This is a genomic window from Halomonas cerina, from assembly GCF_014192215.1.
Taxonomy (GTDB): domain Bacteria; phylum Pseudomonadota; class Gammaproteobacteria; order Pseudomonadales; family Halomonadaceae; genus Halomonas; species Halomonas cerina.
In genome coordinates this window covers 23384-44154 of record NZ_JACHXP010000024.1, presented here as the reverse complement: position 1 = coordinate 44154, position 20771 = coordinate 23384, and the positions used below count along the sequence as shown (strand labels likewise).

The 20771-nt window shown below is 66.6% G+C and carries 20 protein-coding genes; 4 read left to right on the top strand and 16 right to left on the bottom strand.

Annotated features, from left to right (window positions below):
• Positions 1–22: 22 nt before the first annotated feature.
• A complete protein-coding gene (gene aliB / locus FHR94_RS17605; protein WP_183327744.1) occupies positions 23–1162 on the top strand; it encodes a cyclohexanecarboxyl-CoA dehydrogenase in 1140 nt (379 codons plus the stop codon).
• An 89-nt stretch (positions 1163–1251) separates the two neighbouring features.
• On the top strand, positions 1252–1731 hold the full coding sequence (locus FHR94_RS17600; protein ID WP_183327742.1) for a MarR family winged helix-turn-helix transcriptional regulator: 480 nt from the start codon (positions 1252–1254) through the stop codon (positions 1729–1731).
• 114 nt (positions 1732–1845) lie between these two features.
• On the opposite strand, the gene FHR94_RS20000 is transcribed toward FHR94_RS17600, so the two are convergent.
• The 16 genes from FHR94_RS20000 to FHR94_RS17515 form a co-directional block, all read right to left on the bottom strand.
• Positions 1846–5325 (bottom strand): SNF2-related protein, encoded by a 3480-nt coding sequence (locus FHR94_RS20000; protein ID WP_183327740.1) that lies wholly within the window; start codon positions 5323–5325, stop codon positions 1846–1848.
• Positions 5326–5504: 179 nt separating this feature from the next.
• A complete protein-coding gene (locus FHR94_RS17590) occupies positions 5505–6635 on the bottom strand; it encodes a hypothetical protein (protein WP_183327738.1) in 1131 nt (376 codons plus the stop codon).
• A 36-nt stretch (positions 6636–6671) separates the two neighbouring features.
• The gene (locus tag FHR94_RS17585) at positions 6672–6980 is read right to left on the bottom strand and encodes a hypothetical protein (RefSeq protein ID WP_183327736.1); all 309 of its coding nucleotides are present in this window, start codon (positions 6978–6980) and stop codon (positions 6672–6674) included.
• A 41-nt stretch (positions 6981–7021) separates the two neighbouring features.
• Positions 7022–7678: a plasmid pRiA4b ORF-3 family protein gene (locus tag FHR94_RS17580; RefSeq protein WP_183327735.1), complete on the bottom strand. Its 657-nt coding sequence runs from the start codon at positions 7676–7678 to the stop codon at positions 7022–7024.
• Positions 7671–8039, bottom strand: coding sequence for a helix-turn-helix domain-containing protein (locus tag FHR94_RS17575; RefSeq protein ID WP_183327733.1), 369 nt, complete (start codon positions 8037–8039; stop codon positions 7671–7673). The genes FHR94_RS17580 and FHR94_RS17575 overlap by 8 nt, the downstream gene beginning before the upstream one ends.
• 286 nt (positions 8040–8325) lie before the next feature.
• Complete coding sequence (locus tag FHR94_RS17565) at positions 8326–9015, bottom strand: protocatechuate 3,4-dioxygenase subunit alpha (RefSeq protein ID WP_183327730.1); 690 nt, start codon at positions 9013–9015, stop codon at positions 8326–8328.
• A gap of 32 nt (positions 9016–9047) precedes the next feature.
• On the bottom strand, positions 9048–9770 hold the full coding sequence (pcaH, locus tag FHR94_RS17560; RefSeq protein ID WP_183327728.1) for a protocatechuate 3,4-dioxygenase subunit beta: 723 nt from the start codon (positions 9768–9770) through the stop codon (positions 9048–9050).
• Between the two features lie 99 nt (positions 9771–9869).
• Positions 9870–10799 carry a pca operon transcription factor PcaQ gene (gene pcaQ, locus FHR94_RS17555; RefSeq protein ID WP_183327726.1) on the bottom strand — a complete coding sequence of 310 codons (930 nt, stop codon included), beginning with the start codon at positions 10797–10799 and terminating at the stop codon, positions 9870–9872.
• Positions 10800–10965: 166 nt separating this feature from the next.
• The gene (gene hepT, locus FHR94_RS17550; protein WP_183327724.1) at positions 10966–11376 is read right to left on the bottom strand and encodes a type VII toxin-antitoxin system HepT family RNase toxin; all 411 of its coding nucleotides are present in this window, start codon (positions 11374–11376) and stop codon (positions 10966–10968) included.
• The gene (gene mntA / locus FHR94_RS17545; RefSeq protein ID WP_183327722.1) at positions 11366–11776 is read right to left on the bottom strand and encodes a type VII toxin-antitoxin system MntA family adenylyltransferase antitoxin; all 411 of its coding nucleotides are present in this window, start codon (positions 11774–11776) and stop codon (positions 11366–11368) included. The genes hepT and mntA overlap by 11 nt, the downstream gene beginning before the upstream one ends.
• Before the next feature lie 107 nt (positions 11777–11883).
• Positions 11884–13089, bottom strand: a complete 1206-nt coding sequence (locus tag FHR94_RS17540; protein WP_183327720.1) for an MFS transporter — start codon at positions 13087–13089, stop codon at positions 11884–11886.
• A 123-nt stretch (positions 13090–13212) separates the two neighbouring features.
• Positions 13213–14391 (bottom strand): alpha/beta fold hydrolase, encoded by a 1179-nt coding sequence (locus FHR94_RS17535; protein WP_183327718.1) that lies wholly within the window; start codon positions 14389–14391, stop codon positions 13213–13215.
• 195 nt (positions 14392–14586) lie between these two features.
• On the bottom strand, positions 14587–15789 hold the full coding sequence (gene pcaF, locus FHR94_RS17530; RefSeq protein ID WP_183327716.1) for a 3-oxoadipyl-CoA thiolase: 1203 nt from the start codon (positions 15787–15789) through the stop codon (positions 14587–14589).
• An 18-nt stretch (positions 15790–15807) separates the two neighbouring features.
• The gene (locus FHR94_RS17525) at positions 15808–16581 is read right to left on the bottom strand and encodes a CoA-transferase subunit beta (RefSeq protein ID WP_183327714.1); all 774 of its coding nucleotides are present in this window, start codon (positions 16579–16581) and stop codon (positions 15808–15810) included.
• Complete coding sequence (locus FHR94_RS17520) at positions 16581–17411, bottom strand: CoA transferase subunit A (protein WP_183327712.1); 831 nt, start codon at positions 17409–17411, stop codon at positions 16581–16583. The genes FHR94_RS17525 and FHR94_RS17520 overlap by 1 nt, the downstream gene beginning before the upstream one ends.
• A gap of 208 nt (positions 17412–17619) precedes the next feature.
• On the bottom strand, positions 17620–18963 hold the full coding sequence (locus FHR94_RS17515; protein ID WP_183327710.1) for a class-II fumarase/aspartase family protein: 1344 nt from the start codon (positions 18961–18963) through the stop codon (positions 17620–17622).
• A 142-nt stretch (positions 18964–19105) separates the two neighbouring features.
• Between FHR94_RS17515 and FHR94_RS17510 the strand changes: the two genes are divergently transcribed.
• Together FHR94_RS17510 and FHR94_RS17505 are read left to right on the top strand one after the other, a co-directional pair.
• Positions 19106–19891 carry an IclR family transcriptional regulator domain-containing protein gene (locus tag FHR94_RS17510; protein WP_183327709.1) on the top strand — a complete coding sequence of 262 codons (786 nt, stop codon included), beginning with the start codon at positions 19106–19108 and terminating at the stop codon, positions 19889–19891.
• 64 nt (positions 19892–19955) lie between these two features.
• Complete coding sequence (locus FHR94_RS17505; protein ID WP_183327707.1) at positions 19956–20735, top strand: IclR family transcriptional regulator; 780 nt, start codon at positions 19956–19958, stop codon at positions 20733–20735.
• Positions 20736–20771 lie beyond the last annotated feature (36 nt).

Here is a 20771-nt window from a genome sequence, read left to right as displayed (position 1 = left end):
CCCCGAGAGGATGAAGACAGCCATGAACTTTGCCTTTACCGAACAACAGGATGCCATCCGCGAGAGCGTGGCCAAGCTGTCCGCCGACCTGCTGGCCCCCCGCTACCGGCAGCGCGAGACGGACGGCCGCATCGAGCGCGAGATCGTCGAGATGCTCGGCGAGATGGGCTGCCTGGGCGGCGAACTGCCGGAGGAATTCGGCGGCAGCGGCCTGGACTGCGTGACCAGCGGCGTGATCATCGAGGAAATCGCCCGCGGCGACTTCAACGTCGGCTACCTGCCGCTGCTGGCCTCGCTCAATGGCCAGATCATCGCCCACCATGCACGCCCCGAGCTGGCCCAGGAGTGGCTTTCCGGCATCACTGCCGGGCAGAAGATCTGCTGCATCGCCCTGACCGAGCCCCACGGCGGCAGTGACGCCGCCAACCTCAAGCTCAAGGCCAGCCGTCAGGGCGAGCACTTCGTGCTCAACGGCGAGAAGACCTCCATCTCCATGGCCGACCAGTCCGACGTGGCGGTGGTGTTCGCGCGTACCGGCAGCCAGGAACAGCGCGCCGGCGGCATCAGCGCCTTCCTGGTGCCCATGGACCTGGACGGCATCACCACCAGCCGTTTCGAGGATTCAGGGCAACAGGCCATTGGCCGCGGCTCGATTTTCTTCGACAATGTGGCGGTGCCGGCGGATCACATGCTGGGCGACGAAGGACAGGGCTTCAAGCAGGTCATGCAAGGCTTCGACTACAGCCGCGCGCTGATCGGCCTGCAGTGCCTGGCGGTGGCCCAGCAGTCGCTGGACGAGACCTGGCAGTGGCTCACCGAGCGCGAGGCCTTCGGCCAGCCGCTGGCGGCCTTCCAGGGATTGACCCACCCCCTGGCCGAATACCAGACGTTCGTCCAGGCCGCTCGCCTGCAGTGCTACTACGCCCTGTGGCTGAAGGACCACGACCGGCCTCACACCACGGAAGCGGCCATGTGCAAGTGGTGGGGCCCCAAACTGGCCTTCGATGTCGTCAAGCAGTGCCTGCTGGCCCACGGCCACACCGGCTACGGCGAGGACCTGCCCTTCGCCCAGCGCCTGCGTGACGTGATGGGCCTGCAGATCGGCGATGGCACGGCACAGATCATGAAGAACATCATTGCACGTCAGTCGGTGCCGCGGTGAGCCGCCCTTGCCAGGCGGGGCCAGGCGGCGCTTCCCGACTGACGTCGCCGAGCCCAGGGTTGACCTGGCAAGACACAGGAGTGCTTCAGATGGCTGTCCAGAACGACAGGACCGTGGCCAACCGCCTTTTCTTCCGGCTCTTCCAGGCCAGCAACATCCTGCAGAAGCAGACGGCCAGCGCCGTGGGATTGACCACGGTGCAGTGGGCGGTGCTCGGCGCCCTGTCCCGCAAGGGCTACGAGGAAGGCATCGCCTTCAATGACCTGACGGAGTACCTGATCGTCAGCCGGCAGAGCCTGGACGGCGTCCTCAAGCGCCTCGAGCGGGAAGGCCATGTGCGGCGGATCCCCCATCCCGATGATGGCCGCGCTCGGCTGATCCAGTTGACCCCCCAGGGGCGGGAGTTCTGGGAGAGTCTGCAACCCAGGATCCAGGACTTCTACGCCCAGGGGCTCAAGGGCCTCGGCTTCGACGAGACCGTAAGCCTGCTGCATTACCTGAACAAGCTGCAGAAGGACCTGGAAGAGATCACCCCACAGGAAACCGCCAGCGTGGAGAAGGAGGGCTGACGCGTCGAGTCGGCGCTACACCCTTTCTCTACCGACCACGACGACCTGAGCACGAGCCCAAGAGCAGTCCCGATCCTCTAACCGCCATGCGGCCTGCCAGAGCGGGACTGGCACCTACGCCACCGGCGCGAACAGCAGCGCCAGGTCCTCCTCATCGAACAGCGGGCCGTCGCCCTTGGACTCGGTGCCCCCTTCCAGGATCGAGGCGGCGAGATCCGCCTTGCGGGCCTGCAGGTCGAGGATGCGCTCCTCCACTGTACCGGCACAGACCAGCTTGTAGACGAACACCGGGTTCTGCTGGCCCAGGCGATGGGCGCGGCCGGTGGCCTGGGCTTCCACCGCGGGATTCCACCAGGGATCGTAGTGGATCACCGTGTCCGCGGCGGTGAGGTTGAGGCCCGTGCCGCCGGCCTTGAGGCTGATCAGGAATACGGGGATCTCGCCCTGCTGGAACAGCGCCACCCGCTGCGTCCGAGTCTTGCCGGGGGTGTCGCCGGTGAGCGTGGTGTAGGGAATGCCGTCGCGCTCAAGCGATTGGCCGATCCGCGATAGCATCTCGGTGAACTGCGAGAACACCAGGATGCGCCGCCCCTCCTCGATCAGCGGCGGCAGCAGCTCGCGCAGCTGGTCCAGCTTGGCCGATCGGCGCACCTTCTTCGCGCTGTCCAGCTTGACTAGGCGCGGGTCGCAGCACACCTGGCGCAGCTTGAGCAGCGCATCGAGCATCACGATACCGGAGCCGGCCAGGCCGCGCTCGGCGATGGCCTGCTGCACCCGCTGGTGCTGGGCCAGGCGCAGGCTTTCGTAGAGTTCACGCTGGCTACCGGAAAGGGTGATCTCACGCCGGCTCTCGGTCTTCTCGGGCAGCTCGGCGAGCACCTGCTGCTTGGTGCGCCGCAGCATCAGCGGCGCGATACGCCTCGAGAGCCGCTGGCGCAGCACCACGTCGCCTTCCTTCTCGATGGGCGTGCGGAAGTGCTGACCGAACCACTGCTGGCTGCCCAGCGCTCCTGGCGCCACGGCGTCCAGCTGGGCCCACAGCTCGCCCAAGTGGTTTTCCAGCGGCGTGCCGGTCATGGCCAGGGCGCGCCGAGCGTCGAGCTCGCGCACCGCCCGGGCGGTCTGGCTGGCGGCGTTCTTGATCGCCTGGGCCTCGTCGAGCACCAGCAGCCCGAACGCGACCTCGCGCAGCCGCTCCAGGTCGCGAATCAGCAGCGGATAGGTGGTGACCACCAGATCGGCCCCGGGCAGCGCCCCCTCGATCTGGCGGTGACGCTGGGCCTTGCCACCCTGCAGCGCCAGCACCTCGAGGTCCGGGGCGAAGCGAGCCGTCTCGGCGCACCAGTTGCCCACCAGGCTGGTGGGCGCCACCACCAGGACCGGGCCCGCCAACGTGCCGCGGGCGCGCTCATCGAGCAGATGCGCCAGCACCTGCACGGTCTTGCCCAGCCCCATGTCGTCGGCCAGGATGCCGCCAGTCTCAAGCTCCGAAAGAAAGCGCATCCACGCGATGCCGCGGGCCTGATAGTCGCGCAGCTCGCCATGAAAGCCTGCCGGCGTCGGCAGGCTGGATGGCAGCCCCCTGAGGCGTCGGGCCAGGGCCGCGACATCCTCGCGCCCTGCCCAGCGCTCATGCTCGGCCAACGGCGCCACGCGCTCGGCGGCGGTGACCGGCAGCTGCAGCGCCGCCTCGGGGTCCTGTTCATCGCCCAGCCAGTCGAGAATCGGCGCCATCAGCGAACGCAGCCGCGAAAGCGGCAGTACCAGGCGACGCTCCTCATCCAACGCCAGCTCCCAGCTCGCCTCGGCCGGCTCGTCGTCGGCGGCGTCCAGCGGGAAGTCCGGATCCTTGAACAGCTGACGCAGAATCGGCAGCAGGTTCAGGCGTTCACCCTCCACCTCGATATCCAGCGCCAGGTCGAACCAGCCGTTGCCGGCCGGCTCCAGCTCGCCATACCAGGCCTCCGGCTCGAGGTATCGCGGCTCCTCCGGAAACTCCTCGGCGAACACCACCACACAACCCGCCTCACGCAACTTGGCAATCATCGGCCACCAGCCCTCCGGGCCGGCCAGGTGAGTGGGCCACTCGGCGGCGCTGGCCGGGGGGCCATCGCCGGTGGGCAGCAGCAGCGACCAGGGTGGCAGATCCAGATAGGCCGGCACTGCCTCAAGCTCGATCAGCCGCTCCAGCGTCACCATGCCTGGCGGCAGGGAACGCACAAGGCCCAATTCCGCCTCGGGATCGCGCTTGATCGTGAGCCGCTGGCCGTGCCGAAAGACTTGGGCCGATTCGCCCGGTTCGGGCGTCACCTCCACCCCGTCGTAGTCGAAGCCCACCACGCCGGCGCCCACGCTGATCCAACGCGGCGCCGGCACCCTGTCGCGGTACCCCAGCTGGCCTTCCGCCACCCGCATGATGACCTTGAGTCGCGGCGCCACGTCTTCCAAGGTGCGCGCCTCTACCCTCTGCGGTGCCGGCAGCTGGCTTGCCAGCGTTGGCCTCTTGCGCAGCCGCTCGCCCAGCCACTCGCTCATTTCAGGCGGCAGCGGGGGCGCATCGCGCAGCCGCACCAACTGCTGCGGGTCACCACGCAGCCTGCCGAACCGCCCCCGTTCGGGATCGAGATAGCAGAGCGTCCGCCCCACCCTAGCCATCATCACCCGCTCGGAACAGCTGCCTTGTGGGACGATCTGCGCTGCAAGATGCTGCACGCCCTGGGCATCGGCCTGCCAGGCCATTTCCAGCGAGTACTCCGGGCCCAGCGAGAGCACGGCGCCCGTCTGCTTCTGATGGAACAGCAGTGGCGGCTCATCGCTCTCCAGCAGCGCCCACAAGGCGCGCGCCTGAAAGGTATACGAGAGCACCGCCCAGGCATGGTGCGAACTGCCCCAATGGATATCGGTCTCGCCATGCAACAGCAGGTCGAGCGCCTCCTCCTGGTCGGGGCTCCAGCCGGCCTCGGGCCTCGGCACGATCCCACCTTCACGAGACGCCTGGATCACCTTGGGCGATACCCAGCCGGAACCCCGCGTGCGCTGCTTCGAGGGCCGCAGCCACACCGGCAGCACCTTGAGGGTCGGCACTCTGGGGCCGGCCTTGATATCGAGAAACAGCCCAAGGCGATACTCCGGCTCGACCCGTTCCAGGGGCAAGCCAGCGCCGTCCGGCGCCTCGAGGCTGGCCAGCCACGCCTCCCACTGCCGCTCGAGCTGCGACGTGACATCCTTGGGCTCCGCCTCCAGCGGCGGGTCGTCGGCGCTTATCTCGTCGAGGAAGGTGCGAACCAGCGCTACCCCATGCTTGCACTGGCGCCCCACCGGGCAGCTGCAGTCGCTGATCACGCCCATCGCCGGGTTGTCGGGATCGACGGCCAGATTGGTCACATAGGTGTTGCGCCCGCTACCGGCCACCCGGCCACGCAGCACCAGCAGCTCGCCCTCCTGCTCCAGGCTTATCCCATGGCGGACCCGCCCCTGTCGGGCATAGCCCAGGCCCCGCGACAGCGAGCCGGGGTCGAAGCTTGTCTGCCAGCCCATCTGACGAAGGACCTGGAAGAGGGCCAGCGCGGGATCATGCAAGTAGGGTTGCGGCACGGGAGCTCCTCGACGGAGAGGTTCAAGGCGCTATTGGACCGAACGAGGCAAACCTTGGCAACCAGGCCGGGGGCACGACCTCCCGCCCATCATCAGCCGGTACGACCATCAGACTGCAGACGCTGGTCGATTGCGCGGACACGCAGCTGCGGGCATACGAGAGCGAGGCTTCTCAGGATTCACGGCAACAGCCCGTGGCGTTGCAGCTGCTCAAGGAAGCGCCCCTTGCGCCGATGCTCGGCCACGATCCTGTCTAGGCGCGCCTCGAAGGCGGCCTGATCGCCGCGTTCGATGGCCAGCTCACGCAGGTCCGCCAGCAACCCGGCGGCCATCTCGTAGCCCTTGGGCTGCCGACGGCCAATCTGGCTCAGCGCTTCCTGCCAGGCTCGCTCGCCCAGCCTGGCCACCTGGGCCACTCGCGCCTGACGCTGTTTTTCTTCTGCCGCCGCCTGTTCCGCTTCCCGGCGTGCCTTCTCCTCCAGATAGGCCTGGCGATGGCGCTCGTGAGAGGCATCGGCCCGTAGCTTCAGCTCAGCCACGTTGCGCCGCGGCGGCTGATCCGCCTGACCATACTGGCGAAGGCGACGCTGCAGCTCGGCGGGCACACCGCCGTCACCCTCCAGCAGGCGCCGCAACAGCGCATCCTTTTCCTGCAGGGAAAGGGATGCAAGAAAGCCCTCGACCTCACTGCCGGCAGGCGCCTTCTCGCCGGACTCGGCAGCGGCCTCCACCAGCATGGGATCGAGCGCCATGAACTCGGCCAGCGCCTGCTGGCTGGGGGTCAGGGGGCCGATGCCTGGCAGCGGCTCCAGGGTCTCTTCGCGGATATAGTCGACCTGCACGGCCCACAGCCAACAGAGGTAGAACAGCCGCAGGTCGCCGGAGAGCAGCTCCTGGCGCAACCCCGCCAGCGCCCCCATCCAGCCGCTTCCATCGTCGAACTCGTCCCAAGCGGCCTCTTCGTCACCTTCGACATCAATGTCGATCAGCCAACCTTCGGGAGTCTGACGGACCTCCAGCAGACCACACTCATCCAGTTGGAAGGCGTCCAGATCCATCAGGGAAAGTGCTGTCCTGGGCAGCCGAATCAGCAGGCGTTTTGATCCCCATATCGCCACATAGACATGCAGGTCGAAGTAGCGCAGCAGCAGCTGGGTGGGGTCGGACTTCAAGTTGCCCCATTCATAGTGATTGGTAAAGCCGGTCGCCGTGATGCGCGCCCGGCTGGAAATCTCTCGCAGCGCCTGCTGGTCATCCACGCTCAAGGGCCGGTCCACGGCCAGGAATTCGTAGTATTGGTATTCGCTCATGGCTTGCTGTAGCGGCTCCTGGCAACGAATTCGGGATTATCTACCCAACCAGTCGAAGCGATAATCGGTCATGACCATCTCGGCGACACGATCTTCCTTGAGCGTATCGTCAGGCAGGCCTTCACCGCAGAAAGGGCAGTGGCTGATGCCGATGGCTGCGCTCCAGAGGGTATCGCCCTCCTGCTCCAGCATATGGTAGGTATTCAGATCTTTTTCCGTCGCCGTGCGCTCGAAGTACAGGCACCAGCGCCAGTGCCGATCCTCTTCGAGAAAGTTTGCGGCCAGGTAGACATACACGCCTTCAGCCGGCATGTGCCCGCACAAGTGTTGACGGCCCACCATCATTTCCGATTCCTGTCCCTCTCGGCCTGCAGCGCCTGCCTCAGTTACTCGATGGAGCGAAGGTTCTCTTCATGGAGCGAGGCTTCCGTATCCCGCTTGGCGGCAATACCCGGCGACATACGCCGATCGGCCACCTGGCGCCCACCCCGGCGAAAGCCGGCCTGGATCGGCTCGAGCATGAAGTCGATCTCCTCCTCGTCCAGCTTTTCTGGGTCGAAGTGGCCGTCCACGGCTTCCAGCAGCATCTCGCCGTGCTCATCACCGCGCCCGGCGGCGGCGTCCTTGAGCGCTTCGAAACCCGGGGTGCCACCGATATCCTCCGGCGGGCAGGCCATGGCGCCATCGATCAGCCGCGGACAGGGGTGGGTCTCGGCGAGGCCCGTCGCCTCCACCACGATACGATGCCGCCAGTCGTCGCCGAAGTCGTAGAGGTAGTGGAAGGTATGGTCTTTCGCACGGGAGGCGAGGGTCTTGAGCTTGGCGTTGCGCGCCAGCGCGATGGGCCGGCCGCTCCAGTCATCCGGCTCGCCGTAATAGCGGCCGTTGCACTCGAACTCGAAGAGGTGGCAGTCTTCCCAGCCCATCACGGCTTGGATGACCTCGTGCAGGCGGTGCAGGTTGATCTGTTCCGGCACCAGCACGCGGCGCCAGACCAGGGGATCGGTGTCGAGCAGTTCGATACGCAGGCGAATATCAGGCATGGTGAGGGGGCTTGATCAGGCTCTCGGCAGGAATGCCGAACATGTCGTGAAGTTTCCAGACCATGGCGAGGGTCAGGTTGCGCTTGCCGTTCAGGATCTCATAGACGCGATTGCGCCGGCCAATGGCGGGCTCGAGATCCTTGGGCGTTAGTCCCTGCTGCTCCATGCGAAACTTGATGGCCTCGATCGGGTCCGGCAGGTCCACGGGGAAGTGCTTGGCTTCATAAGCCTCGACGAGCATCATGAGGATCTCGAAGCGGTCGCCCTCTGTACCGGATTCCGGCTCATTGTCGAAGTAGGCGGTCACTTCCTGCAATGCGGCACGATAGTCGTCCTCGGTGCGAATGGAGCGAATATCCATGGGTTACTCCATCTCTACGGTGTCGGCATCCACCTTGTCGTACTCCGCGTGAGTGCCGATGAACTTGATGTAGACTGCGCCAAATCGGGCATGTCTGTAAACTGGAGTGACGAGCAGCATCTGTACAAGGAAGTGCCCAAGGCGCCTGCAGGCTGCCGACCTTCGTCAACGGCACCGGCCTGCATCGATCCGGCAGTGGCCGAGAAGCCTAGGCAATGGCGGGCACGGGAAGCGAGTTCCCGGGCCCGTTGTCTCATCGGCAGACCGCGTCGTTCAGAACGACGAATCAGAAGTCGAAGAACACCGTCTCGCCCTCGCCCTGCAGGCGGATATCGAGGCGATAGCGCACCTTGCCCTCTTCCTCCTCACGGGTAGCGATCAGCGTATCGCGACGGGACGGCTCAAGGCGACTGAGCACCGGACACTCGGCGTTGGCCTCGACCTCGTCCTCGAAGTAGAGGCGGGTCTGCAGGTGGATATTGACGCCGCGGGCGAAGATGGCCAGGTTGATATGCGGGGCCATCTTCAGGGCGCTGCGGGCACTCGCCAGGTCGGAGTCCTTGTCGTCGATGGCCCCGTGCTCCTCGTCGATGCCATCCACCCGCACGCGCCCCGGCTTGACGGTCTTGAGGGTCCACTCGCTGCCGTGCTCGAAGGTGGTGGCGGTGCGCCCGAAGCTGTTGAACGGCTTCTCGAGGTCGAACGCCGGCTGGTAGACGCCCTGGCTGTCGGCCTGCCAGGCTTCGATGAAGGCGTCGCGCACCAGGTCGCCGTTGCCGTCGATCACGGTGCCGACCACCTCGATATGCTCGCCCTCGGCCTCGGGCTTGGCCATCTCGTTCCAGATCTCTTCGTCGCGGGTCGGGTTGCCGGCTGCGGCCAGGGCCAGGCCGATATGCACGTAGGGCCCGGCGGTCTGGGAGGCAGTCTCGCGCAGCATCAGTTCGCTGGCGGGCTGGGAATTCGGCTGTTTCATCTCATTGTCCCCGTTACTGGTTCTCGAACCGATCACTGGTTTTCGAAATAGGTCTGCAGTTCGCCACGTACCACCAGGTCGAAACGATAGGCCAGGCAGTCCATGGGCCGGCTGCGGGCCATGTCCAGACGGCCGACCATGGTCTCCACGGCGTCGGGGTCCTTGAGGGTGTTGACGATGGGGCACAGCGGAATCAGCGGGTCGCCCTCGAAGTACATCTGGGTGATCAGGCGGGTGGAGATCGCCGGGCCCATCACCGAGACGTGGATATGCGAGGGACGCCAGCTGTTCACATCGTTGGGCCAGGGGTAGGGGCCCGGCTTGATGGTGCGGAAGCGGTACCAGCCCTGATCATCGGTCAGGGTGCGTCCTACACCGCCGAAGTGGGGGTCCAGCGGGGCCAGGTAGTTGTCGTTGCGGTGGCGGTAGCGGCCGCCGGCGTTGGCCTGCCACATCTCCACCAGGGTGTGGGGCACCGGCTTGCCGAACTGGTCGACCACGCGACCGAACATGATCATGCGCTCACCCACCGGCAGGCCCTGGCCCTGGCTGAAGTTGAGCAGCAGGTCGTTGTCGTGGGGCCCCATGCGCAGGCCACGGAAATTCGGGCCGGTGAGCTCGGAGGCGGTGGCGTGCTGCATGCTGACCAGCGCCTGGCGCGGCGAGCGGGCCACGGAGGTCTTGTAGCCGGGGGCGTAGGCCGGCGGATGCCAGTTACGGTCGCGCTCCACGAAGCGCTTGTTGGCGTCTTGCATAGCAATTCGTCTCTGGGGGTGGGCGATTAATGAGACCAGTGTGGTGCCTTACCGCAGCTCTGCCAATTGATCTCTTGCCTCCCCCTCATAACCCACGGGTTATGGATTGCCAGCCACCGTCTCCGCCGCCAGCGCCCGGAGCATTTCGCAGAAGGCTTCGAGGGCCAGCGAGGGCTTGAGCGTGCTGTTGGTACACAGCCCCACCGAGCCGCCCTGCAGCTCCAACGGCAGAGCCAGTTCACACAGCCACCCGTCGGCCACCGCCTCCCGGGTCGCTTCCTCGGGCGCGACCCAGATGGCATCGCTGTCCCGGGTGTAGCGGTGGCTGAGGGCCAGCGACAGGGTTTCCAGCAGCTGACCCGGCAGGGCCAGGGAGTGACGCACGAAGAAGCTGTCGACCTGCTGACGCAGGGTGGTCTGGGGGGGCGGCAGCACCCAGGGGAAGGCCACCAGGCGCGAGGCCTCGAGCGGGGCGATGCCGGCCAGCGGGTGCCCTGCCCGCACCACCAGCACCAGGCGCTCATAGTAGAGGTGCTCGAAGGCGAGGTCGAGGATCTCCCGGGCCTCGGTCATGCGCCCGACCACCAGATCCAGCTCGCCGCGGCGCAGCCGCGAGAGCAGAAAGGCACTGGGGCCGGTCACCACGTTGACGCCACTCTCGCCTTCCGCGGTCTGCTGCCAGCGGCGGATCGCCTCGGGCAGCAGCCGGCTCTCCACCGTGGAGAGCGCGCCTACCCGCAGCCAGGTCGCCCCGGTGCGCCCCTCGCCCACGGCGCCGATGCCTTCCTCTAGGGCGCGGATCGCCGGGCCGGCATGGCGCAGCAGGGTCAATCCGGCCTGGGTCAGGGCCACGCCACGCGGCGTGCGGTCGAACAGTGTCGCGCCCAGGGCCTCCTCGAGCTCCCGGATGGTCTTGGAGATACCGGGCTGAGTGATCGCCAGGCGCTCGGCGGCACGCGCGAAGCTGCGCTGGCGGGCCACCTCGAGAAAGGCCTGCAGATGACGCAGCTTGATGCGGGCATTGAGCATTCAGGCCTCTCGGTGGCGGAGAGCAAGCGGCCAAGCGACGTAGGGTGGATAAGCGTTAGCGCATCCACCGATGACGGCGCTCGGCCAAGCGGCCAAGCGGCCAAGCGGCCAAGCGGCCAAGCGGCCAAGCGGCCAAGCACCAGCATCACCCGTAGCAAGCCAGTGGTCATGCCAGCCGGATCACCTGGCTGGCGAAGTCAAGAAGGTCATCCGTATGTTTCTGGATGATGGCGATGACGATGGGCACCTGTACCGACTGATAGTCATGCACGGCGATATTGCGAAAACCGGTCATCTGTTGCATGACCCTGGCCAGCTCAGGGTCGATCAGTCGCGCCTGGGCAAGCATCTCGAAGACGTTCCGTGCGCTTTGCGGCAACCCCAGTTGCCGGAGCCGGATCAGGCGATTGCCGGCATCGATGGCGGCTTCACAGGCCCGCTGCAGGTTCAGGATGGCCGCATCTTGGCGTGTCTGGTCGACGTCGAAGGTCGTCGTGTCCTTGTCGTACTCTTCCCGTGCACGCGCCACGCAGCGCTCTATGGTGGCTGCCTTGTTGAGCAGGACTTCATCGGCCATGAACGGTGCCTCGCTGCTTGATGTCGGCAATCAGCTCACGCCGCTGAATCTGCAGGTCCCAGTATTCGCTCAGCACGGCAAGCTCAAACTCGTCGGCGTCGCATCCCTGGTGCCATAACCGCACCCCTTCGCTGATCACCTGATACTGCATGACGGTCGTGGCGCGACGCAGGTCGACCAGATCGACATCGCGATCCAGCCGGTTGGCCACCGTCGCCATCAGCTCCCAACGCCGCTCTGCCGAGAGGGGACTCGGCAGCAGGACGGCCAGGTCCACATCGCTGTGGCGCCCCGCACCTCCTGTCGCCTGGCTGCCGAACAGGTAGATGGCCTGCACGCCGGGCAAGGCCTCGGTCAGCAAGGTGACACAATGGTCCCGTTCAGACGTTGTCAGGCTCATGATGCCCTCCACCAGCAGGATGGAAACCGCACTCTACGAATTACCGGATCGATGGGCAATCTCGCAAAGGCCTGCAGTTGACGCAGCTTGATGCGGGCATTGAGCATTCATGCCCCCCGTTGGCGTGAGGCGAGTAGGTGGCGGATGCTCGCCATGGCCATCAGGCTGATCAATAGGGTCGGCAGGAAAGCCAGCGCCACGGTGCCCGAGAGGTCGCTGAGCCAGCCACCCAGCACGGTGATGGCAAAGACCAGCAGATAGCCGAAGAAGAGCACCCCGCCCATCAGTCGTGGCAGTGCCTCGACCCGGACCAGCCAGGCAGGCAGCGCCAGCACGAAGATGAACAACGCACTGGTGAAAAAGCCGAACACGCCCGCGGCCCATACCACGTGAAGCCCCGGAAGCCACAACATCAGCGGCAGGGCGGCCAGCGCCAGGGCGATAATGGCGACCAACGGTCGAGGGCGTCCCATCAGCCGGTCGGCGTAGAGGATCAACAGCGCCGAAGAGAGCATCTGGGCGCCGTTGAGAGCAATCAGGCTGGGCGAGAGCAGTGCCAGGCGTCCGCTCGCCTCGAGCAGCGGCGGCAGGAAGACGTTGCCGGTGAAGTAGAGCGCCGCGGCGGCACCGAGCAACGTGACCAGCCGCCACATGCGGCTATCATTCAGTGCCGGCAGGACCAGCTCGGCAGAGGAGGAGCCGCGACCGGTGGCCGGCAGCCGGCGACTGCCCACGGCCAGGGTCAGCATCAGCAGCGGCACCGGCGCCACCCACAGGGCGAAGGCCCATTGCCACTGCTCCCCCAGCCAGGCGGCTACCAGCGGTCCGGTGGCCCCGGCGGCCAGCAGCTCGCCCACCAGCAGGCCATTGGTGTAGACCGCCGAGGCCCGCCCGATGCGCCCCGGCGCCCAGAGCTTGGCCAGCACCGGCATGGCCGCCTGCATGAAGGCGATCCCCATCCCCATCACCACGGTAGCCGCCATCATCGCCAGGAAGCCCTCGGGCAGACTGCGCAGGGCACTGCCACCGGCCATCGTCGCCAGCCCCAGCAGCATGCCGGGCAGCACCCCGACCCGGGCCAGCAGCCAGCCGGCGGCGAGGCCCCCCAAGGCCAGGGTGACCAGCGGCAGGCTGGTGGCGATGGCCACCTCGCCGCCGGTGAAGGCCAGCACCGCCTTGAGCTGGGGAATCAATGGCGGTACCACCAGTACCGTCAGGCGCAGGTAGAGCCCCAGGCACCACAGCAGGGCATAGATCCGAAGCCCATCGCGCCCACTCTTCACGCCTTCCATGGCGGCCACCCCCTCACGCATCCTCGAGTCTCCCCGTGCCTGCATCAGCTGTGTCGAAAAGATGAAGCCGGCCCTCGGGCCGGCTTCGTATCGTGCCATATTGACGTGGGCGTTAGCGCCCTAGTCAAAGTCGCAACGGCAGGTTCAGGCCTCGCCGGTACCCCAGCCCAGCTCCTTGGCCAAGGCAAAGGCATGGTTGGCGGCCGGCACGCCGCCGTAGATCGCCACATGCATCAGCACCTGACGCAGCTCCGCCTCGGAAAGCCCGATGCGCTTGGCGGTCTTGAGATGCAACGTCAGCTCCTCGCGCCCCAGGGCCGCCAGGATCCCGGTGGTGATCAGGCTGCGCTCGCGACGGGTCAGGTCGTCGTTGCTCCACAGCTCGCCCCAGGCCAGACGGGTGATCATCTGCTGGAAGGGGGCATCCAGGCTGTTGGCGTTCTCGGTGGAACGGGCCACATGATCCTCGCCCAGCACCTGCTTGCGGGTCTCCAGACCGGTGGCGTAGTCGACGCCGTTCGCGCCTACGTCACCCAGGTCCACCGCCATCACCGCCAGCAGCTTCTCGGCGAACAGCGCCGGCACCTCCACGGAGGGCACATGCGCGACGCCCTCGAGGATCGTAAGCGACGCGCCATCGAGTTCGGTGGCCAGGGCCTCCAGCGTCGCCGGCGGGGTCGCCATGTCCTCGGTACCGCCCAGCAGCTGCACCTTGACGCCCTTGCCGGACAGCTTGCTGGTGAAGACGTCGCGTCCCAGCATCTCGCAGAGCAGCGCATAGGATTCGTCGTCGCCGCGGCCCATCTGGGTGCACCAGCCGGCCTTGAGCGCCGGCTCGGCCTCGAAGCAGGCCGGCGCGAACCAGCGCGGCACGATCTCCTCGGACATCGCCGCCAGGCCCTCGTCGCGTACCCGGGCGGCGCGGGTGGTCCACAGCTCAGTATTGCCGATCACTGCCCCGGTGTTGGTCAGGGTCGCGGAGCGCAGGCGCTCGCCGTGCTCGGCCATCAGCGCCTGCCCCACCACGCCGCCGATGGAGGTCCCGGCGAAGTGGAAGCGCTCGGCGCCGGCGTGATCAGCCAGCGCCAGGGCCTCAGCTGCCAGGTCGGCCGGGGTAATCGGTCGGTCACCCCAGGCCTGACTGGCACCATGACCGGGCAGGTCCCAGGTCAGCACCCGGTAGCGCGGCAGCAGCGCCGGCAGCAGGTCGTCCCACACCGCCTGGTTCATGCCCAGCGGATGGGCCAGCAGCACCAGCGGATTACTCTCGGCGCCCAGCAGGCGATAGGCCACGCTGCGGCCGTTGATATTCAGAAATGCCATTGAAGCCTCTCCCATAGCAAAGCGCCGAGACAAAGGCTCGGCGCCCGGTTCGATTCGAAATAGACGGAAGAACGGGGCTTCGCCCCTTTAAGACGGAAGATCGGTGCTTCGCACCTGGAAGAGGGCAACCCTCTGGCCTCAACCCTCTTCTTTCTTCCTTCTTCTCCCTTACTTCTTCCTTACTTTCTTCTTACATCATACTCGCTCGATCAGGGTCGCGATGCCCTGCCCCACGCCCACGCACATGGTGCACAGGGCGTAGCGCTTGTTGCGCTTCTGCAGCTCATGGGCGGCGGTCATCAGCAGGCGGGCGCCGGACATGCCCAGCGGGTGACCCAGGGCGATGGCGCCGCCGTTGGGGTTGACCCGCGGATCGTCGTCTTTGAGGCCCTGATCGCGCATGCAGGCGAGCGCCTGGGCGGCGAAGGCCTCGTTGAGCTCGATCACCTCGATCTCGTCCAGCGACACGCCGGTACGCTCGAGCAGCCGGTTGACCGCGGGCACCGGGCCAACGCCCATGATGCGCGGCTCGACCCCGGCGGTGGCCATGCCGAGAATCTTCGCCATGGGCCTGAGACCGTGCTTCTCCACCGCCGCCGCGCTTGCCACCAGCATGGCGGCGGCGCCGTCGTTGACCCCGGAGGCGTTGCCGGCGGTGACGCTGCCGTCCTCGCGGAACGGCGTGGGCAGGCTCGCCAGCTTCTCGAGCGTCGTCTCGCGCAGGTGCTCGTCCTGGTCGAAGATCAGCGGCGCTTGCTTGCGCCGCGGGATCTCGATCGGCGTGATCTCCTCGGCAAAGCGGCCGGCCTTCTGCGCGGCGGCGGCCTTCTGCTGGGAGCGCAGGGCGAAGGCGTCCTGGTCTTCTCGGGCGATCTTGAACTGCTCGGCGACGTTCTCGGCGGTCTCGGGCATCGAGTGGGTATCGTAGACCTTCTTCATCAGCGGATTGACGAAACGCCAGCCGATGGTGGTGTCCTCGATCGTCTGGCCGCGGGAGAAGGCGGTCTCGGCCTTGCCCAGCACATAGGGCGCACGGGACATGGACTCCACCCCGCCGGCGAGTGCCAGGTCCATCTCGCCGGCCTTGATGGCGCGGAAGGCGGTGCCCACCGCGTCCATGCCCGAACCGCACAGGCGGTTCATGGTCGTGCCGGGGATGGATACCGGCAGGCCCGCCAGCAGCGCCGACATGCGCGCCACGTTGCGGTTGTCCTCACCGGCCTGGTTGGCACAGCCCATGAAGACCTCTTCGATGGCCGCCGGATCGAGGTCCGGTGCCTCGGCCAGCACCGCCTTGAAGATGCTGGCGGCGAAGTCGTCAGGACGCACGCTGGACAGCGTGCCCCCGAAGCGGCCCACGGCGGTGCGCCGCGGATGGCAGAGAAATACGTCGGTCATGGTTGCCTCCTGTTCGGCTTACTGGCCGGCATGGGCGCGGGCGGTACGATCCTTGAGCTCGCGCAGGATCTCGAGCTCGCGGGCCGAGGGCTCCGGGGTGCTCTCGAGGGACTCGGCGAAGCGGATCTCCCAGCCGGTGGCATCACACACGTCCTCGCGGGTCACCCCCGGGTGCAGCGACACCACGACGAGTTCCTTAGTCTCGGCGTCAGGCTTCATCACGCACAGGTCGGTAATGACCCGGGTCGGGCCCCGGCCGATGTGGGGCACGCCGTCGCGGCCCTTGCCATCACGGCCGAAGCCCAAGGTGGTGACGAAGTCCACGTCCTTGACGAAGGCCCGTTTGGAGTGCTTCAGGGTGATGAACACCTCACCGGCATTGGTGGCGATTTCCGGCGCCCCGCCACCGCCCGGCAGGCGCACCTTGGGATCATGGTAGTCGCCGATCAGGGTGGTGTTGAGGTTGGCGTAGCGGTCGATCTGGGCCGTGCCGAGGAACCCCACGCTGATCTTGCCGCCCTGCAGCCAGTAGCGGAACATCTCCGGCACCGAAACGGTAGTCAGCGCCGATTCGGCGAGTTCACCATCGCCGATGGACAGCGGCAACACGTCCGGCTTGGTCTGCAGGGTACCGGACTCGTAGATCAGCACCACCTCCGGGGCATGGGTCAGGCGCGCCAGGTTGGCCGCCTCAGAGGGCAGGCCGATGCCGACGAAGCAGGTCATGCCGTTTTCGAGTGCGCGGGCCGCGGTGACGGTCATCATTTCCGCAGAAGTGTAATCGAGGCTCATCAGGCGTTCTCCCCTGCGTTCATGACGTTGTCGTCGAGCCACTGGGTAAAGGCCTCGCGATCGCGGGCGATGCCATCCCAATCCTTGTAGAAGGCGTTGTCACGCGGATAGTGGCCGTGGGCATAGGAAGGCAGCGAGCCCTTCTCGGCTACCGCGATGGCATCGATGGCCCAGCCCGGGATGATGCAGGCGTTGGGGTGGTAGTCGGGCAGCGTGGTCAGGTCGTCGACGATCTCCTCGACGGTGACGATGCTTTGCTTCGCCGCCAGCACCGCTTCCTTCTGCACGCCGACGATGCCCTCCACCAGCACGTTGCCGGCCCGGTCGGCCTTCTGGGCATGGACGATGGAGACATCCGGGCGCACCGCCGGCACCGCCGCCAGACGCTCACCGGTGAAGGGACACTCGATGAACTTGATCTGGTCGTTGACGTTGGGCAACTCGCTGCCCACATAACCGCGCAGCACGGCCAGCGGCAGGCCGGCGGCCCCGGCCTCGAAGGCACAGGCCATGGCCGCATGGCTGTGCTCGAGGATCTCGACCTTGTGGGGCCAGCCTTTCTCCACGGCGTCGCGCAGCCGGTGCAGAGAGCCCACGCCGGGGTTGCCGCCCCAGGAGAAGATCACCGTCTTCGCACAGCCCGCACCGATCAACTGGTCGTAGACCAGGTCGGGGGTCATGCGGATCAGGGTCAGGTCACGTTTGCCCTGGCGGATCACCTCGTGGCCCGCAGCGAAGGGGATCAGATGCGTAAAGCCTTCCATGGCCACGGTGGCGCCGTCTTCGACGTAGCGCGCCACCGCGTCATGCAGGCTGAGGAATTCGGCCATGTGGGTTGCCTCCTGGTATCGCCGTCCATTACCGGCGCGAGGCCAGCGTGGCTCGGCAAACTGTTCAATACACCAACGTTCGTCAGGTGAACATAGGTTTGTAGTGCGAACAAATTAGCGCCGAACGTTCCCTTCGTCAAACCATGAAAAAGGGCCGGCGTGGCCGACCCTCTGATAACACTGGGATTTATCAATTCATATCAATGTCTTATTCGTGTGCTAACCAATGGACCGCACGCTGCACTTGCTGACGACTACTACCAAGGTACAAGGCCGGATCACTGGCCCGCTCGAGCTCGGCACGCTCGACGCGTCCCGCCACCTCGCCATGCTCGGCCAGCAGCCGTTCATGCAATACCTGAGCATAGGGCTGACCCGCCAGACGCGCCGCCTCGGCCGCCTCGGCGCTGAGACCCTGGGCGACGTCCTGGCCGAGCACCGGGGCCAGCAGGCGCGAGACCGGCTCGGCCATGATGCCCCCGCCGGTGGCGGCCAGGTTGCGCTGCATCGCCTCGGGATACACCTCAAGGCCTTCGAGCAGTACCGCCGCCTGCTCCAGGGCGCCCTCCAGCAGCAACGCACTGTCGATCAACGGTGCCCACTCGGCATGCCACTCACCCAGCCCCCGCTCCAGCGGCTGAGCCGTGGCATTGAGCAGTACCGAGGCATGGCCGTGCACCTGACGAGTCGCACCGCGGATCAACGCACAGCGCACCGGGTTGCGCTTGTGGGGCATGGAGGAGGACTCGCCCATACCCGGGGCGGTGGGCTCGGCCACCTCACCCAGTTCCGTCTGGGTGAGCAGCGCCACATCCAGGGCAAGCTTCTCGGCGGCACCGGCCACGGCATCCAGGGCCGTGCCCAAGGCATGGATCGGCTGACGATCGGTGTGCCAGGGCAGGACCGGGGCCGCCAAGCCAAGCCGCTCGGCCAGGGCGTCCATGAAGTCGAGGCCCAGGTCGTCCCAGCCGGAGTGCACGCCCACGGCGCCGCCGAACTGCACCGGCAGCGCGATTCCGGCCAGGCGGCGGCGCGCCTGCTCCAGCCCCAGCGCCCAGTGGGCCACCTTGACCCCGAAGGTGATCGGCAGCGCCTGCTGCATCAAGGTGCGACCCACCATCGGCGTATTCTCATGGGCCTGCATCAGCTCGATGGCCGCGGCACGGCAGCGCACCAGCAGGGCGTCCAGCGCCACCAGACGCGGCTGGAGCAGCAGCATTAGGGCGCTGTCGACCACGTCCTGGCTGGTGGCGCCCTGATGGAAGTAACGCTTCAGCTCATTGGGCAGGGCGGCGCGGCCCTGCTTGACGAAGGGAATGGCGGCGTTGCCGCCGCTGGCGATACCCGCGGCGATGGTCTCGACATCGAAGGGATGGGACTCGAGGGCGCGGCGCATCTCGGCGCTCGCCCCTTCGGGTACGGCACCGCGCGCCTCCTGGACCTCGGCCAGGGCCAGCTCGAAGGCCAGCATGGCGTCGATCATGGCCTTTGCATGGCACTCGGCCAGCGCCGGCTGGCTCATGAAGGGATGCTGGATCAGGGCGGCAGGCATGGTGATCGCTCCGTGGGGGCTGGGAAAAATGACCGGCTGGGACACGGCCTAAGCCTATAGTCGAACAAGTGTTCGCGATTCGAACATTATGCTAGATTGGAGACAAACCGTGAGCAACTCCCCTTATCATCATGGAACGACAATGACATACCAGGAAGAAGCTCTCAGTCCCGACGACCGGGACTTCGTCACGGCTCTGGCCAGCGGGCTGGAGGTGATCCTGGCCTTCGACGAGGCCCACCCGCGCATGACGCTGAGCGAGGTGGCCGCCCGAACCGGCATGAACCGGGCCCGGGCACGGCGCTTCCTGCTGACCCTGCATGCCCTGGGCTATGTGCGCAAGCAGCAGCGTCATTTCGAGTTGGCTCCCCGGGTGCTCAGCCTGGGTTATGCGTTTCTCTCCGCCAACAACTATCGTGGCGTGATTCAGCAGGTGCTGGAGGACATCACCGCCGAATGCGGCGAGTCGTCGTCGCTGGGCGTTCTCGACGGCGATGATGTCATCTACGTGGCCCGCTCCGCGTCCCGCCATCGGCTGATGGCCATCACCCTCTCGGTGGGCACTCGCCTGCCGGCGGCCCACACCTCCATGGGCCGGGTACTACTGGCCCAGCTGCCGCTCGCCGAACTCGAGGCCTACCTCGCTCGGGTGACGCTGGAGAAGCATACCGACAAGACCATCACCGACAAGGACGAGCTGCGCCGCTGCATCCTCAAGGTGCGCCAGCAGGGCTATGCCATCGCCGACCAGGAGCTGGACTCCGGCCTGCGCTCCATCGCCGTGCCCGCCGTCGATGCTCACGGCAAGCTGCTGGGGGCCATCAATATCAGCACCAATGCCGCCCGGGTCGACTTCGACACCCTGATGCGCCAATACCTGCCGTTGCTCCAGGAGAAGGCGCGGCAGATCTGCGCCTATGCCAGCTGAGGCCTGTACAAGTTTCGAAACATCATTCTAGAATCTAGTTTTTACGCACCGATGGACGAGCACCATGGCGGGTAGCCTGATCGAACGCACCCTCGGGGTGCTGGAAGCCCTCTCGGAAGATGTCGAGGGACTGCCGCTGCTGGTCATCGCCGAACGTCTGGCGATCCCCAAAAGCGCGGCACACCGCATCTGCAACGAACTGATCCGCCTGGGCCATGTACGCCAGGACCCGCGTACCCAGCGCTATCAGCTGACCACCCGCCTGATGGCCATGGGGCTGAGCTACCTGGCCAGCACCGGCGCCAGCGATGTCCTCCAGCCGATCCTCGATCACCTGGCCGAGGAAAGCGGCGAGCTGGTACGCCTCTCGGTGATCGAGGGCGATGAGCTGACCTGGATCGCCAAGGCCCAGGGCGCACGCACCGGGCTGCGCTATGACCCGGACATGGGCCGCCGGGCCCCGCTGTTCTGTACCGCCAGCGGTCACGCCTGGCTGGCGGGGCTGAGCGACGAGGCCGCCATGGCCCTGATCGACACCCACGGCCTGGAAACCGACCATCCGGTCGGCCCTGGCGCCCCCCGTACCCGGGACGCGGTTCTTGCGCACCTGCATGGGACCCGGGAACGCGGCTTCAGCTGGGTCAGCGACAGCATGGGCCCCGGCACCACCGCAATCGCCGCTCTGGTACGCCACCCCCTGGACGGCCACCCCCTGGGGGCCTTGAGCATTGCCGGCCCCAGCGTGCGTCTGGATGCCGATCGCGTGGCCGAGCTGGGCCCCCGACTCATGGCGGCCGCCGAGGAGATCTCACAGGCCAGCACCTCGTCGCGTCTCTTCGCCTGAAGCAAGCGCCAGACGCCCGACTCGACCCGGCAAGGA